Annotated in this window: 13 protein-coding genes and 2 pseudogenes; 8 read left to right on the top strand and 7 right to left on the bottom strand. The window is 73.8% G+C overall.

Annotated elements, in window-relative coordinates; all coding sequences use genetic code 11:
- Positions 1 to 104: 104 nt before the first annotated feature.
- The 7 genes from C7M71_RS00435 to C7M71_RS00405 all read right to left on the bottom strand — a co-directional run bounded on the left by C7M71_RS00435 (position 105) and on the right by C7M71_RS00405 (position 7,598).
- Positions 105 to 875: an enoyl-CoA hydratase/isomerase family protein gene (locus C7M71_RS00435; RefSeq protein WP_111492914.1), complete on the bottom strand. Its 771-nt coding sequence runs from the start codon at positions 873 to 875 to the stop codon at positions 105 to 107.
- 29 nt (positions 876 to 904) lie between these two features.
- Entirely contained in the window at positions 905 to 2,047 is a 1,143-nt protein-coding gene (locus C7M71_RS00430; protein WP_111492915.1) for an acyl-CoA dehydrogenase family protein, read from the bottom strand.
- Positions 2,044 to 3,336 (bottom strand): acyl-CoA dehydrogenase family protein, encoded by a 1,293-nt coding sequence (locus C7M71_RS00425; protein ID WP_111492916.1) that lies wholly within the window; start codon positions 3,334 to 3,336, stop codon positions 2,044 to 2,046. Before C7M71_RS00425 ends, C7M71_RS00430 begins: the two co-directional genes overlap by 4 nt.
- Positions 3,337 to 3,378: 42 nt before the next feature.
- Positions 3,379 to 4,308, bottom strand: coding sequence for an acyl-CoA dehydrogenase family protein (locus C7M71_RS00420; protein WP_111492917.1), 930 nt, complete (start codon positions 4,306 to 4,308; stop codon positions 3,379 to 3,381).
- Positions 4,305 to 5,498, bottom strand: a complete 1,194-nt coding sequence (locus C7M71_RS00415) for an acyl-CoA dehydrogenase family protein (RefSeq protein WP_111492918.1) — start codon at positions 5,496 to 5,498, stop codon at positions 4,305 to 4,307. The genes C7M71_RS00420 and C7M71_RS00415 overlap by 4 nt, the downstream gene beginning before the upstream one ends.
- 101 nt (positions 5,499 to 5,599) lie before the next feature.
- Positions 5,600 to 6,712, bottom strand: a complete 1,113-nt coding sequence (locus tag C7M71_RS00410; protein ID WP_111492919.1) for an acyl-CoA dehydrogenase family protein — start codon at positions 6,710 to 6,712, stop codon at positions 5,600 to 5,602.
- 91 nt (positions 6,713 to 6,803) lie between these two features.
- Positions 6,804 to 7,598, bottom strand: a complete 795-nt coding sequence (locus tag C7M71_RS00405) for an enoyl-CoA hydratase-related protein (RefSeq protein WP_111492920.1) — start codon at positions 7,596 to 7,598, stop codon at positions 6,804 to 6,806.
- 259 nt (positions 7,599 to 7,857) lie between these two features.
- Between C7M71_RS00405 and C7M71_RS00400 the strand changes: the two genes are divergently transcribed.
- The 8 genes and pseudogenes from C7M71_RS00400 to C7M71_RS00370 all read left to right on the top strand — a co-directional run bounded on the left by C7M71_RS00400 (position 7,858) and on the right by C7M71_RS00370 (position 14,250).
- Complete coding sequence (locus C7M71_RS00400) at positions 7,858 to 8,772, top strand: SDR family NAD(P)-dependent oxidoreductase (RefSeq protein ID WP_162824086.1); 915 nt, start codon at positions 7,858 to 7,860, stop codon at positions 8,770 to 8,772.
- 77 nt (positions 8,773 to 8,849) lie between these two features.
- Positions 8,850 to 9,758 (top strand): annotated as a pseudogene (locus C7M71_RS00395) (hypothetical protein); the annotation flags it as partial.
- A pseudogene (locus C7M71_RS33065) lies at positions 9,707 to 9,889 on the top strand (hypothetical protein); the annotation flags it as partial. The pseudogenes C7M71_RS00395 and C7M71_RS33065, both read left to right, overlap by 52 nt.
- Positions 9,890 to 10,076: 187 nt before the next feature.
- A complete protein-coding gene (locus C7M71_RS00390) occupies positions 10,077 to 11,237 on the top strand; it encodes a thiolase C-terminal domain-containing protein (protein WP_111488938.1) in 1,161 nt (386 codons plus the stop codon).
- A gap of 7 nt (positions 11,238 to 11,244) precedes the next feature.
- Complete coding sequence (locus C7M71_RS00385) at positions 11,245 to 12,441, top strand: acetyl-CoA hydrolase/transferase C-terminal domain-containing protein (RefSeq protein WP_111488940.1); 1,197 nt, start codon at positions 11,245 to 11,247, stop codon at positions 12,439 to 12,441.
- Positions 12,438 to 13,307: an enoyl-CoA hydratase-related protein gene (locus C7M71_RS00380; RefSeq protein ID WP_111488942.1), complete on the top strand. Its 870-nt coding sequence runs from the start codon at positions 12,438 to 12,440 to the stop codon at positions 13,305 to 13,307. The genes C7M71_RS00385 and C7M71_RS00380 overlap by 4 nt, the downstream gene beginning before the upstream one ends.
- Entirely contained in the window at positions 13,304 to 14,074 is a 771-nt protein-coding gene (locus C7M71_RS00375; protein ID WP_114914114.1) for a VOC family protein, read from the top strand. The genes C7M71_RS00380 and C7M71_RS00375 overlap by 4 nt, the downstream gene beginning before the upstream one ends.
- Positions 14,071 to 14,250 (top strand): VOC family protein, encoded by a 180-nt coding sequence (locus C7M71_RS00370; protein ID WP_114914113.1) that lies wholly within the window; start codon positions 14,071 to 14,073, stop codon positions 14,248 to 14,250. The genes C7M71_RS00375 and C7M71_RS00370 overlap by 4 nt, the downstream gene beginning before the upstream one ends.
- The last annotated feature ends 45 nt before the right edge of the window (positions 14,251 to 14,295 follow it).

Below are 14,295 nucleotides of genomic sequence, written 5' to 3'. Positions count from 1 at the left end.
GAAGCGCGCAGGGGGGACGGCCCGGCGGCCGTCCCCCCTGCGCGGTCGCGTGACCGGGTGCGGCCGGGCGGGGGCTCGCGCCTCCCCCCGCCCGGCCGCACCCGTCAGCGTGAGCGGAAACGCTCGATGGTCTTGCGCAGGTCGTCCGTGCCGAACGACTCGCCCTCCGCGGCCAGCGCGAACGGCAGGACCGTGTTCGCCGCCTGCTGAAGGTGCAGGTTGATGGCCCGCTTGGTCTCCTGGACCGCCTGCGGGGGCAGCGCCGCGATGCTGTGGGCCAGGGCGAGCGCCTCCTCCCGCAGCCTGTCCGCCGGCACGACCCGGTTGGCCAGCCCCATGGCGACGGCCTCCTCGGCCGGGATCCTGGCCCCGGTGAACAGGTACTCCTTGGCCTTCAGGATGCTGGTCATCAGCGGCCACAGCGCGGCGCCGCCGTCACCGGCGACCAGGCCGATGCTCACATGGGTGTCGGCCAGGTACGAGCCCTCGGCCATCAGGACCAGGTCGGACATCGTCGCCACGCTGCACCCCAGGCCCACGGCCGGGCCGTTGACGGCGGCGATGACCGGCAGATGCGTGCCGAGCATCTCGTCCACCAGGCGGCGCGCCTTGCGCAGGGAGGCCCGCCGGTGCTCCGGGTCCTCGTAGTCGCGGATGAAGCTCGGGATGTTGCCGCCCGCGCTGAACGCGCGGCCGGCCCCCGTCAGCACCACGGCACGGCACTCGGGGTCCTGGGCGAGATGCGCCCAGACGTACTCCATGGCCTCGTGCAGCGGGTCGGTGAACGCGTTCAGCTGCTCGGGGTTGTTCATGGTGAGGATGCGGACCGGTCCGTCCGACTCCAGAGTCAGCTCGGGAGGCAGGGTGAACGTCATCGAGGGTGTTCCCTATCGGTGGGTGGCGATCAGATGCCGAGGCGGTCGAGCAGCCGCTCGCCGTACTCGGCCGGGCCCCCGAGCAGCAGCTGGGAGGACTTGGCGCGACGGAAGTACAGGTGGGCGGGATGCTCCCAGGTGAAACCGATGCCGCCGTGGACCTGGATGCCCTCGGTCGCGCAGAACAGGTAGGCCCGCGAGGCGACGGAGTGCGCGGTGGCGGCGGCAGCGGCGAAGCCGGGATCGGCCAGGTCGTGCAGGCGCGCCGCCTCACGGGCGGCGGCCTCCGCGAGCTCCGCCCGCACGAGCATGTCGGCGCACTTGTGCTTGACCGCCTGGAAGCCGCCGATCGGCCGGCCGAACTGATGCCGGGTGCGGGCGTACTCGGAAGCGGTCTCCAGACAGCGGCGCGCACCGCCGGCCTGTTCGGCCGCGACCAGGACCGCGGCCACGTCGAGGACCTCGGCGAGCAGCTGGCCGCCGTCCCCGTCGTGGCCGACGAGCCGGGCGGGGGCGGCCTCGAAGGTGACGGCGGCCAGGGCGCGCGTCTCGTCCCGCACCGGCATCTGCGCGGTGCCCACCCCCGAGGCGGTGCGCTCCACCGCGAACAGCGACAGGCCGGCGCCGGTCCGGGCGAGGACCAGCAGCCAGTCGGCGGTCGTACCGTCGGCGACGAAGTACTTGGTCCCGGTCAGGGTCCACGCGCCGGGGGAGGACTCCGGCTCGGCGCGGGCCGTGACAGCGTCCGGCCGCCAGGAGCCGGACTCCTCGGTGACCGCGACCGTCGCCGTGGTCCGGCCCTCGGCCAGCGACGGCAGGTACCGGGCGCAGGCCTCGTCGTCCCCGGTCAGCAGCAGGGTCTGGGAGGCAAGGGTGGTGGACAGCAGCGGCGAGCACAGCAGACTCTGCCCGGCCTCCTCCAGCGCGGTGCACAGCTCGACGAGACCGAAGCCGTCGCCGCCGTACTCCTCGGGCACGGCGAGGGCGGGCAGCCGCAACTGGGCGCAGAGCTGCTCCCACACGGCCGCGTCGAAGCGGGGCTCCGCGCCCAGCAGCGCGCGCACCGCCTCCTCGGACGACTTGGCGGCGAGGAAGTCGCGGACGGCGGACCGGAGGTCGGCGAGTTCGGCGTCGGTGGAGATCTCGGTGCGCGGCGGGACGACGGTGGTCACGCGGCACCTCCTTCCGCGCCGGGACGGCTCAGCTCGCGGAACGGGGAGCGGTTGTCGATGCCGGCGTCCTTGGGCAGCCTCAGGACCCGCTCGGCCAGGATGTTCTTCATGATCTCCTCGGTGCCGCCGAGGATCCGCAGCGCCGGGGTCGACAGCAGCAGCTCCGACCAGGCGTACGTTCCCCAGCGGCCGGTGTCGGCGACGGACCGCGGCCCGAGCACGTCGGCGGCGAAGTGGGCGGCGCCGGTGAGGTTCTGGGCGAACATCAGCTTGGACACCGACATCTCCGGGCCGGGGGTGGCACCGCCGCACATCCGGCGCAGGGCACGGGCGTTGAGATGGCCGGTGGCCTGGTTGTCGGCCATCAGATCGGCCAGCCGGCCGCGCAGCGCGCCGTCGCCCTCGTGGCCCGCGGCCTTCAGCAGCGCGGCCAGCCGCACCGGATCCAGGGCGTCGGCGGCGGGGCCGGCGCCCTCGTTGCCGACGGTGGCGCGCTCGTTCATCAAGGTGGTCAGCGCCACCGTCCAGCCGCCGTTCACCTCGCCCAGGCGGTGCGAATCGGGGACGCGGACACCGGTGAGGAACACCTCGTTGAAGTCGGCACCGCCGCTCATCTGCCGCAACGGCCGCACCTCGACGCCCGGGGAGTCCATCGGGATCAGGAAGGCGGTGATCCCGCGGTGCTTGGGTGCGTCCGGGTCGGTGCGGGTCAGCGCGACGCCGATGTGGGCGTGATGGGCGACCGACGTCCACACCTTCTGCCCGTCGATCACCCAGGTGTCGCCGTCGCGCACCGCCCGCGTCGCCAGCCCGGCCAGGTCCGAGCCGGCGCCGGGCTCGCTGAAGAGCTGGCAGGCGATCGCGTCACCGCGGTACATGGCCGGCAGCCAGCGGTCCCGGATCTCCGGCTGCGCGTGCGCCAGGATCGTCGGTCCGATCATGCCGAGGCCGACCACGCTGAGCGTCCCGGTGTCCGGCACCTCGTACTCGGACTCCACCGTGTCGTACACCATGTCGTGCACGGGTGTCAGACCGCGACCGCCGAACTCGGGGGGCCCGGTGATCCAGCCGAAGCCGTTCTCGTAGCGCACGCGCTGCCAGGCCTGGGCGGCGCGCACCTTCTCCTTCTCCACCTCGGGCGGGTCGGTGGAGAAGTACGCCATCCGGTCGTCGCCCTCGCCCCACACGAACGCCCCGGAACGGGCAGCCCTTTCGGCGTGGGCGTCGAGGAAGCGGCGTGCCTCGGCGGCGAATTCGTCGGGACTGATGTCCGGGGGTGACTTTGCCATCTGCGGGCTCCTTGCGGGGTGAGCAGGGGGGTCGGGCGGAGGTCAGCCGATCGCGACGAGGGGTGCGGGGTCCGCTCCGGCGAGGATCTCGGCGCCGGTGCGCTCGGCGAGGGCACGGTGGCCACCGAGCAGCAGATCCAGGAAGGCGGCGCGGGTGACGTGCCGGTGCAGCGGGCTCTCCAGAGTCAGGCCCATCGCCCCGAACACCTGCAAGGCGGCGCGTGTCACCTGCTCCTGCGCCTGCCCGGCCCGGATCTTGGCCACCCGAGCAGCCCAGGCGCCGCCGTCGTCCCACGCCACGCCGAGCGTCGCCCGCGCCGCCTCCAGGGCGACATGGGACTCGGACAGCCGGTGCCGGACCGCCTGGAAGGTGGCGAGGGGCCGCCCGTACTGGAAGCGGGCGGAGGTGTGCTGCACGGCGAGGTCCAGCGCGGACTGGCAGACACCGATGAGCTCGGCCGCCAGCGCCCGGTGTGCCGCCGCGACCGCGCGCTCTCCGGCGTCGGAGGCGAGCGCGGTGCCCTCGGGGCCCGCCACGGCGGTGAACCGGCCGGGGGCGGTGTCGAAGGCGTCCAGCGGGCGAGGGGCGAGTGCGCCGGGCGGCAGGACCCGAGCCGTCCCGTCCTCGCCGAGCACGAGCACCTCGGCGGCCGGGTCGTAGGGCCGCAGCAGGGTCCCGCAGTCGCCGCAGGAGTACAGCACCTGGGCGGGACCGTCGGGCAGGGCGGCGAGCACGACGTCGTCCAGCAGGGACGAGGCGGCCAGCGCCCGGCCGTGCTCGGTGAACAGCAGGGTGACGGCGCCTGCCGGGTCCTGGTCCTGGACATCGGACCAGCCGAGTTCGGCGAGTGCCCCGGCGAGGCCCGAGCCGTCCGGATGGGCGGCGAACAGTTCGCGCAGCGACTCGGTGAGCAGCTCGGCCGTCGCCGCGTCGAGGCCCGCGGCGGCGTCGGTGGATGGTGTGCCGGTCATGCCTTGGCCTCCTTGGGCAGCCCGAGGACGTGGTCGGCGAGGATGGTGCGCTGCACCTCGGCGGAGCCGCCGAGGATGGTGGCGGAACGGCTGTACCACCAGTCCGCCCGCCACCGTGCGGCCTCCGGGTCGGAACCGAGCACGAAGCCCGTGCCCAGCAGGTCCCTGGCCAGGTCGAACAGCCCGGTCTCGGCGGTGGCGAGCAGCACCTTGTCCACGCTCGCTTCCGGACCCACGATCCGGCCGGACGCCAGCCGGCGCACCGTCTGCGCGCTGCGGGCGCGCAGTGCGGTGAGGTCCGCGTAGCAGGTGCCCAGCCGCAGCGCCGCGCCGTCGGGCAGCGGCTTTCCGGCCGCGACGCGACCGGCCACGGCGTCCCGCAGTTCACGCAGCCTGCGCAGCGCCTCCGCGGAGCTCATCCAGGCGTACATGGCGCGCTCGAACTGGAGCAGGTACATGGCCACCTCCCAGCCCTGCCCCTCCTGACCGACCAGCCGGTCGGCGGGGACCACGACGTCCTCGAAGAAGACCTCGGCGAGTTCGTTGTCCCCGCTGGCCAGGGCGATCGGCCGGGTGGTCACGCCGGGCGCGTCGGCATCGATCATCAGCATGGACAGGCCCCGGTGGCGGGATTCCCATGTGCCGGTGCGCACCAGGCAGACCAGCCGGGTGGCGGTCGCTCCGTGGCTGGTCCACAGCTTCTGCCCGCTGACGACATAGACGTCGCCCTCGCGGCGGGCCCGGCACCGCAGCCCGGCCAGGTCGCTGCCCGCCTCCGGCTCGGAGAACCCCTGCCCCCACCACTCCTCGCCGCGCAGGTACGCGGGCAGATGCCGGGCGGCCAGATGGGGGGCGAAGCGGATGGTGGGCGGGCCGAGGGTCTCCAGGAGCATGTGCGGTCCCGGCAGGGGAAGCCCGGCCGCCGCCAGCTCGTCGTAGAGGACGGCCCGGTGCCGCTCGTCGCCGCCCAGGCCGCCGGCCTCCTCGGGCCAGCCGTAGCGGTTCCAGCCGGTCTCGTGGAGATGTCCCATCAGCCGGGCATGGGCGGCCATCCGTTCCTCGGTGCTGACGTGCCCGGTGGTGCGCCACTGTTTCAGTGCCGGGTCCTCGGACAGATGCGTGCGCAGCGCCCGGCCGTATGCGGCCGGATCCCGCGCGAGGGCGGCGCGGTCAATGGCTCGGTGGTTCATGCTCCCCTCCAGCGGCCGTGCTGTGGGCGGCCGGTGTCCAAGAATAGGACCAGATCGATGAATCATCAATAATATATAACTATATAGCGACCGGTCGGCGGTCAGATCCCGGCCCGGACCGCGACCGCCTCCAAGTGGGCGCGGGGGGAGCCCAGGAATGCCTCCGTCGCCTTGGCCCGCTTGAGATAGAGGTGGGCGGGATGCTCCCAGGTGAAGCCGATGCCGCCGTGGATCTGAATGGTGGTCTCCGCGCAGCGGGTGAACGCCGCCGAGCAGAACGCCTTGGCCGCGCTCGCCGCCAGAGGCAGGTCCGGCGCGTCCGCCTCGGCCGCCAGCAGCCCGTAGTGCGCCGTGGCCCGTGCCGACTCGATATCGACCAGCATGTTCGCACAGTGGTGCTTGATCGCCTGGAACCCGCCGATGGGACGGCCGAACTGGTGCCGGGTGCTCGCGTGGGCGACCGACATGTCCAGGACCGCCGCCGCGCCTCCCACCTGCTCGGCCGCCAGCGCCGCCAGGGCCACGTCGAGGGTGTGCCGCAGCCCCGGCCAGGCGTTGCCCGGCTCGCCGAGCGGCTCCGCGGCCGCGTCCGCGAGGTCCAGCACGCCGACCGGGCGGGTCGGGTCGAGGGAGGGCAGCGGGGCGACGCCGACGCCCGGCGTGTCCGAGGAGAGCGAGAACAACCCGATGCCGTCCTCCGTCCGGGCGGGGACCAGCAGCCGGTCCGCCGCGCACAGGTCGGGCACCGGGCGGACCGTGCCGGTCAGCCGCCACTCACCGGCCCGGTAGACCGCCCTGACCGGCAGCGCGGGACCGTCGCCGGTGCAGTCGCCGGTGAGCGCCAGCACGGCGACCGTGTCCCCGGAGGCGATACCGGGCAGCAGCGCGGCGGCCGCGGCCTTGTCCGCACTGTCGACGACGGCCTGGGCGGCGAGCACCACCGAGGAGAAGAACGGCGCGCACAGCAGTGCCCGGCCCGTCTCCTCCAGTACCGCGCCGAGTTCCACCGGCCCGAAACCGGCGCCGCCGTACTCCACGGGCAGGGCCAGCCCGTGCAGGCCGAGTTCGCCGGCCATCCGCTGCCAGAGCCGGCGGTCGTGACCGCCTCCCTCGGTCGCCGTGCGCAGCACCTCGGAGAGCGGTGCGCCGCGCTCCAGGAACGCCCGCACCGTGCGGCGCAGGTCCTCCTGCTCCTCGCTGTACGTGAACTCCATCAGGTCATACTCCTCGGATGCTGGGGCCTCGGTGCTCCGTGCGGAGCGCCTGCCGCCCGTTCCTCACTGCGCATGGTCCGCTGCGCACGGCTCACTGCCACCGGAATACGGGTTCGCGCTTCTCCAGGAACGCGGCCCGAGCCTCGGCCGAGTCGTCGAACCGGGACAGGCGCGCGGTGTACTCCTGCTCGATCGGATAGGCCTGGTCCACCGGCAGATGCTCGGAGCGCAGGATGGCCTCCTTCGCCAGCCGCACGGCGACCGGGCTCTTGGCGGCGATCGCCTCCGCGACATCCCGCGCCCGGACGGCCAGCTCGTCCGGCGAGGTGACCTCCGCGATCGCCCCGAACCGGTACATCTCGGCGGCTTCGACCAGCTCGCCGGTGAAGTACATGGCGCGCGCCTTGTAGGGGCCCACCAGGCGCTGGAGGTGGGTGTAGCCGCCCAGCACGCCCACGTTGATCTCCGTCATGCCGAACCGGGCCGCGGAGGAGGCGAGGATCACATCGCACTGGCTGACCATGGCGAGACCCGCGCCGACGGCGGCCCCGCCCACCGCCGCGACGACCGGCACCGGGCAGGTGCGGATCGCGGTCAGGCAGGCGCGGGGCGCGAGCCCGGGGTCGAGCTGGTGGCGCGGCCCCGCGTCCCCGCCGCCCGCGAGCCGGCGCTCCGTCGCGCGGATGTCCCCGCCGGCGCAGAAGACCCGTCCCGCCGCGGCGAGCACCACCGCACGGGTGGTCCGGTCATGGCCGAACGAGTCGAAGACGTGGGTGAGTTCGGCGTAGCTGCGCTCGTCGAGCGCGTTGACCGGCGGCTGGTCCAGGGTGACCACGACGACTCCGGTCCGGTCGTCCCGGTCGATGCGTAGATGCTGCGGTTCCATGGAGGTCGGGCGTCCCTTTCCGGGTGGTCGTGCGGAGGCGGTCTTCCCTGCCGAGGCGTCGCGTGGTGGCTCGTCGCCCCGGTCAGGTCCGAGCCGGACGCGCGCACCACCATGGCGAACGGTGCCCGTGAGCCGGTGCGAGGGGTGCGAGCCGGCGCGGGGCGGTCCTTGGGCCATGGGGTGTGCGGGGGTGGACGTTCATGTAGCTTAAATCTTAAGCTAAATGAACTGGATGCGATACGTGTGAGAGGGAGCGTAGATGCCGGGCATGCTGAAGGGCCGTGTCGTTGTCGTCACGGGAGGGGGCCGCGGGATAGGCCGCGCCCACTGTCTGGAACTGGCGCGGCATGGGGCCACGGTCGTCGTCAACGACCTGGGAGTCGGCCTGCGCGGCGACGACGTGGGGGAGTCACCGGCCGAGGAGGTCGCCGCTGAGATCGTCAAGCTCGGCGGCGAGGCCGTCGCCGACATGGCCTCCGTCACCGACTGGGACGGCGTCGGCGCCATGGTGGGCCGCATCGTCGAGCGCTACGGACGGCTGGACGCCGTCGTCAACAACGCGGGCATCCTGCGCGACGGGATGATCACCAGGCTCCGCGAGGAGGACGTCGACCAGGTCCTCGCCGTCCATCTCAAGGGCACCATGGCCCTCACGCACCACGCCTGCGCCCACTGGCGCGAGGTCGCCCGCGCCACCGGGGAGCAGGTCGCCGGACGCATCGTCAACACCACGTCCGGCGCCGGTCTGGCCAGCAACGTCGGCCAGGCCGTCTACGGTGCGGCCAAGGCCGGCATCGCCAACCTCACCCTGGTCACGGCCATGGAGATGGCGCGCTACGGAGTCACCGCCAACGCCGTCTCGCCCGTGGCCCGCACCCGGATGACCACCTCCGTCGGCATGGCCGAGGAGTCCCGGTCCGGGGGATGGGACCCGATGGACCCGGAGAACAGCTCGCCCGTGGTCGCCTGGCTGGCCTCCGCCGAGTCGGGCTGGCTCAGCGGCGCGGTCCTGCGCGTGGACGGCAACACCGTCCACCGTGTGCAGCCGTGGACGGTGCTGGACGGCCACACCGCCGCCGGCGGCGAGCGGCTCTCGGCCGAGGAGATCGACTCCGGTCTGCGCCGGGTCTTCGGCGTCCTCCCCGGCGGCATCGCCTCCCTGTCCCGCCGGTGACCGGTCCGCTTCGGGCCCCGGTCGGGGCGGCTTCGTCCCGGACCACCCGGGCCCGCGCAACGAAAGGAGCAGCAGCCATGAGCCGCATACGCGCGGTCAGCACCTATCTCCCGCCCTGGGGGGAGTCCGGCAGCCGGACGGCCGGGCCGGACGAGGACGCCCTCACCCTGGCCGTCGAGGCCGGCCGGGCGGCCCTGGACGGCACGGTCACGAAGGAGGCCGTCGAACGGATCGTCCTGGTCACCCGTGACCTGCCGCTGATCGAAGGCGGCGGCGCCGCGGTCCTGCTCGCCGGACTCGGCCTGCCCGCAGACGTCGAGGTCGTCGAACGCCTCGGCGGCGCCCCGGCGGCCCTCGACGCGGTCCTCTCGGCCCGCCCCCACACCCTGGTCGTCGCCGCCGACCTGCGGCCGGCCGGCGCCGGAGCCGTCCTCACCGGCGGCACCGGACTGAGCCTGCGGTCCCTGCGCCGCCTCGCGCGCAGCCTCCCCGTGCGCACCCGCACACCGGACGGCGTGGTCCACGACTACGACGACCCGCGCCTGCTGCGCGAACGCGGCCTGCGGGCCTCCCTCGAACAGACCGGACCGGAGGTCACTCCGGATGTGGTCGCTGGTCTCGCTGACAGGGACGCTCGCGCGCTGAGCGCGGGACGGTCGCCTCGGCTGCCGACCTTCGGTGCCTCCGCTGTGCTCTTCGCGCTCGCTGAGATGGCCGGGTCCGGCACCCCTGGTACCCTGCTCGCCGCCGAACAGGCCACGATGACCATGGCCGCTGTCGGTGAGGACACCACCGGGCGCGCCACGGTGCGCCGTGTCGAACCCGAGGCGCGGCCCGTCCCCGCCACGCGCACCACCCCCGGGCTTCCCATTCCGATCTCGCTCGCCGCCTACGACCGCGCGTTCGAACCCAAGGTCCGCTGGGAGGCCGCCAGATGCGGGGGCTGCGGGACCCTCGCCTACCCGCCCCGCCACCGCTGCCGCGGTTGCGGCGCCGAGGCCGGCTGGGGGACGTCCCCCTGCCGCGCCGTGCGGAGGTCTACACCTGCGTCACCGTGCACGTCCCCGTCCCCGGTATGGCCTCCCCGTACGACCTGGCCCTGGTCCAGCTCGCGGACACCGACGTACGCGTCCTGGTCCGCACCACCGCGGCCGCCCCCGGCGACATCGGTATCGGCCGGACCGGCCGGATGACCCTGCGCCGGGTCGCGGTCCGCTCCGGAGTCCCCGACTACGGATACGCGTTCTGGCCCGACACCGAGGGCGGCGCAGCCCGGGCCCCGACACCGTCAAGGAGGCCGCCCGATGAGAAGGGTCGCCGTTGTGGGAGCGGGCATGACCCGCTTCGCCGAACATTTCGATCTCGGTATCAAGGACCTGCTGCCCATGGCCGTGGCGGAGTGCGAGCGCTCCGTCGACAAGGGCTTCGACCGCGCCGACATCCAGGCGGCCTGGTTCGGTGAGCTGTCCACCACCGACGGGTTCCCGGCCGGCATCCTCGCCGACAGCTGCGGACTGGAGGACGTCCCCGTCACCCGCGTCGAGAACGCCTGCGCCACCGGCAACGACGCCCTGCGCAACGCCACCTTCGCGGTGGCCTCCGGCGCGGTGGACGTGGCCCTGGTGGTCGGCGGCGACAAGGTCCGGGAGTCCTCCACCCGCTCCACCTTCTGGGAGTGGGCCGGCATGACCCGCGACACCGCGTGGGACTACCCCCTCGGCCTTGTCGCCCCGGCGAACTTCGCCCTGCACGTGAGGCGTTACCTCCACGAATCGCCGGCCACCCGCGAGCACATGGCGATGGTCGCGGTGAAGAACCACAAGCACGCCGTCAGCAACCCCAAGGCCCAGCTCCGTTTCGAGATCACCGTCGAACAGGTGCTGAACGCCCCGATGGTCGTCGAGCCGTTCGGTCTCTTCGACTGCACTCCGCAGAGCGACGGCGCCGCAGCCCTGCTGGTGGTGGGGGAGGAGGTCGCCGACCGCTACACCGACAACCCCGTGTGGGTGCGGGGCGTCGGTCTCGGCCTCGACCGGGTGATGCACCAGCACAAGCCCGACATGACCACGTTCCCCGCCACCGTGCGTGCCGCCCGCCAGGCGATGGCCATGGCCGGGATCACGCCCGCCGACATCGACGTGGCCGAGGTGCACGACTGCTTCACCGGCGTGGAGCTCATCTCGTACGAGGACCTGGGCTTCGCCGACCGGTTCGGCGCGCACAAGCTGGTCGAGGACGGCGTCACCAGCGTCGGCGGCCGGCTCCCCGTCAACCCCAGTGGCGGGCTCAAGGGGAAGGGCCACCCGCCGGGGGCCACCGGTGTCGCGCAGTGCGTCGAACTGTTCGAGCAGCTGCGCGGCACGGCCGCGAACCAGGTGGACGGAGCCCGCATCGGCCTCGCCCACAACATCGGCGGCCCCACCGCGGTGTCCGCCGTCAGCATCCTCTCCACGGACCGGGGATGACCCGCGGATGACCCGACTGGACAAGCTCGTGCGACCCGGTTGCACCGTGGCGTTCGCGGACGGCGCCGGCCTGCCGCGCGGCGCCGCCGCCGACGAGCTCTCCCGGGCCGCCGCCGAAGCGGGCGGGGTACGGCTGTTCCTCGGCTGGTGCCCCGCCCCGCCGGAGGGCCTCGACCTCACGGCCTTCGCCGAGGTGCGCACCATCATGGCCGGATACGCGCTGCGCCGCCCCGTCGCCGACGGCGCCGTCCGCTATCTGCCCGCACGGCTGGGCACGGTCCCCGCGCTGCTGCGCGACGTGATCCGGCCCGACGTGCTGGTCGCACCGGTGGTGCGGGTCCCCGGCGGATGGCGGTTCACCATGGAGGCGTCCTGGCTGCACGCCGCCGTCGAGGCGGGCGCCGTGGTCGCCGGCGTACCGCAGCACCGCCCCCGCACCGCCCATGCCGGGCCGCTGCTGGACCCCGCCCGCGTCGTGGAGCTGGACACGGGGGCGGACGGCCCGGCAACCATCGACTGGGGCGGCGGCCCGAGCGACGTCCAGAGCGTCGTCGGCGAACGCGTCGCCGCGCTCGTCCCAGACGGCGGCCGCATCCAGTTCGCGCCTGGCGGCGTGGGCGCGGCGTTCGTCGCCGCCCTGCGCCGCCCGGTCCATGTGGACACCGGAATAGTCACCCCCGACGTGCTGACCCTGGACCGCCGCGGACTGCTCCGGGGGCTGCCCGTCGCGCCCTACCTGGCCGGCGGCGAGGAGCTCTACGACTGGGCCGACGGCCGGCCCCTGGTCCATCCCCTGGAAAACACCCACCATCCGGGCCGGCTCTCCTCGGGGCCGCCGCTGACCGCGGTCAACACCGCCCTCCAGATCGACCTGGACGGCCAGGTCAACGTCGAGGCGGTGGGCCGCGAGCCGGTCGCGGGCGTCGGCGGTCAGCCCGACTACATGGCCGCCGCGGCCCGCGCCACGGGCGGGCTCAGCGTCATCGCCCTGCCCAGCCGGCACCGCGGCCGCCCCACCCTGGTCGAGTCGCTGAGCACCGCGGTCAGCACCCCCTCCCACGACGTGGACGTCGTGGTCACCGAACACGCCACCGTCGATCTGCGCGGCCTGGACCGCGCCGAGCGGCGCGCGGCACTGAGCAAGGCCTGGGCCGGCGAGACGGCACCCGCCCCCGGGCCGGGAAAGGACGGAACCGAACGGTGACCAGCAACCCGCCCGACACCGAGGAGCCGACCGAGCTCGTCCTGCGCGACCTCGACGACGCCGGCGTCCTCACCCTCACCTGGAACCGCCCCCACCGGCGCAACGGCTGGAACCCCGACCTCGAGAACGCCTACTTCCGGGCCCTCGACGAGGCCGCCGACGATCCCGCCGTCCGGGCGATCGTGGTCACCGGGGCAGGCAAGGCGTTCTGCCCCGGCGTCGATATGCAGCGCCTGGCCGGGCTGACCGCACGCCCCATGAACCTGGCCGGACGGCGGCCCCATCACCACGCCCGCGGCATCCCGAAGCCGATGATCGCCGCGATCAACGGGGCCTGCGCCGGCGTCGGCCTGATCCAGGCCCTGCTGTGCGATGTGCGGTTCGCCGCTTCCGGGGCCCGCTTCGCCACCTCGTTCTCCCGCCGGGGGCTGCCCGCCGAACGCGGCATCTCCTGGCTGCTGCCCCGGCTGACCGGCGTGGAGAACGCCCTGGACCTGCTGCTGTCCGGGCGCACCGTCGATGCGGCCGAGGCCAAGGGACTCGGCCTCGTCAGCCGGGTGCTTCCGGCGGACGAGGTGCTCGCCGCCGCGCAGGCCTACGCACGGGACCTCGCCGTCAACAGCTCGCCGCAGGCCATGGCGGTGATCCGCCGCCAGGTGCTGGCCGACCTGGAGGCGGACTTCGCCACCGCCTACGACCGGTCGCTGAACGCGATGGCGGCCCTCACCGCCCACCCCGACTTCGGGGAGGGAGTCGCCTCTTTCACCGAGCGCCGTCCGCCGCGCTTCGCACCCCTGCCCGCCGGCCTCGACCCCGAGGTGCTCCTCGCCAAGCCCCAGCCCACGACGGAAGGTGACGCCCGATGAGCGCCCCCGCCCCCCTACCGCACGCGCACGGCATCCTGCACATCAACCTCAACGCCGCCGCCGCCGAGCCGGAGCACGCGTTCTACCGCGACCTGCTGGGCCTCAACCTGCGGATGCGCTCCCACGAGCCCAAGGGCGACGCCACGCCCATGGGCATCGACGGGATCACGGACAGCGAGACGCTGTTCCTCTACGACGCCCGCGGGCCCCGCGTCGCCGGAGCCCTGGAGATCGTGCAGTGGAACGAGCCCGGCCCCGTGGCGCGAGCCCTTCCCGCTGCGCCCTGGCACCTGGGTATTGCCGCCGTCGGCTACCGCGTCCCCTGGGCTCCCGAGGAGCTGCGCCGGCGCGCCGGGGGAGCCGTCCTCGGCGAGGCGCCCCTGCCGGTGGCCGGCCGGGCGAACCAGGGCGCACTGCGGGTGCAGGACCCCGTCGGCGTCCCGGTGGAACTCGTCCCGGACGCCGACGGCGAATCCCCGGCCCTCTCCCACCTGCGGATCAATACCGCCGACCTGGAACGCGCCCTCGCCTGGTACCGAGTCCTCGGGTTCACCGTCGCCGACGGCCCCACCCGGCGCGATCTGCCCGCCGGGACGCTCGGCGCAGCAGGCCCGGTCGCGGTGACCACCGCCGCCGTCGCCTTGTCCGAGGACCCCACCTTCACCCTCGAACTCACCCAGTGGCACACCCCGAGGCCGTCGGTCCCGTCCCCGACCGGGCGAACACACAAGGCCTGTTCCGTATCGCCCTGGCCTGTGAGGACGTGAACGCGGCCCACGCGGAACTCTCCCGGGACCCGGCCTTCGGCTGCGGCGACCCGGTGTGGATCCCCCTCCCGGGCACACCGCTGGGCGGCCTCACGGTGATGTTCCTGCGCGACCCGGACGGCGTCGTCGTCGAACTCGTCGCCCGTCCCCGCTCGGCGCTCGCCGCACGGGGCTGACCGACAACAGGGGAGCGGGGCCGGACGGCGTGATCGCCGTCCGGC

The sequence above is a fragment of the Peterkaempfera bronchialis genome (assembly GCF_003258605.2).
In the GTDB taxonomy this organism is placed as follows: Bacteria; Actinomycetota; Actinomycetes; order Streptomycetales; family Streptomycetaceae; genus Peterkaempfera; species Peterkaempfera bronchialis.
Note: the sequence above shows the minus strand (reverse complement) of the source record. Positions and strands in the feature narration are given on the sequence as shown.

Excerpts from the sequence above, each read along its gene's own strand:
- C7M71_RS00420 (WP_111492917.1), bottom strand. The coding sequence starts at position 4,308 with ATGACCGGCACACCATCCACCGACGCCGCCGCGGGCCTCGACGCGGCG.
- C7M71_RS00410 (WP_111492919.1), bottom strand. The coding sequence starts at position 6,712 with ATGGAGTTCACGTACAGCGAGGAGCAGGAGGACCTGCGCCGCACGGTG.
- C7M71_RS00405 (WP_111492920.1), bottom strand. The coding sequence starts at position 7,598 with ATGGAACCGCAGCATCTACGCATCGACCGGGACGACCGGACCGGAGTC.
- C7M71_RS00390 (WP_111488938.1), top strand. The coding sequence starts at position 10,077 with ATGAGAAGGGTCGCCGTTGTGGGAGCGGGCATGACCCGCTTCGCCGAA.
- C7M71_RS00400 (WP_162824086.1), top strand. The coding sequence starts at position 7,858 with ATGCCGGGCATGCTGAAGGGCCGTGTCGTTGTCGTCACGGGAGGGGGC.
- C7M71_RS00435 (WP_111492914.1), bottom strand. The coding sequence starts at position 875 with ATGACGTTCACCCTGCCTCCCGAGCTGACTCTGGAGTCGGACGGACCG.
- C7M71_RS00425 (WP_111492916.1), bottom strand. The coding sequence starts at position 3,336 with ATGGCAAAGTCACCCCCGGACATCAGTCCCGACGAATTCGCCGCCGAG.
- C7M71_RS00375 (WP_114914114.1), top strand. The coding sequence starts at position 13,304 with ATGAGCGCCCCCGCCCCCCTACCGCACGCGCACGGCATCCTGCACATC.
- C7M71_RS00415 (WP_111492918.1), bottom strand. The coding sequence starts at position 5,498 with ATGAACCACCGAGCCATTGACCGCGCCGCCCTCGCGCGGGATCCGGCC.
- C7M71_RS00385 (WP_111488940.1), top strand. The coding sequence starts at position 11,245 with ATGACCCGACTGGACAAGCTCGTGCGACCCGGTTGCACCGTGGCGTTC.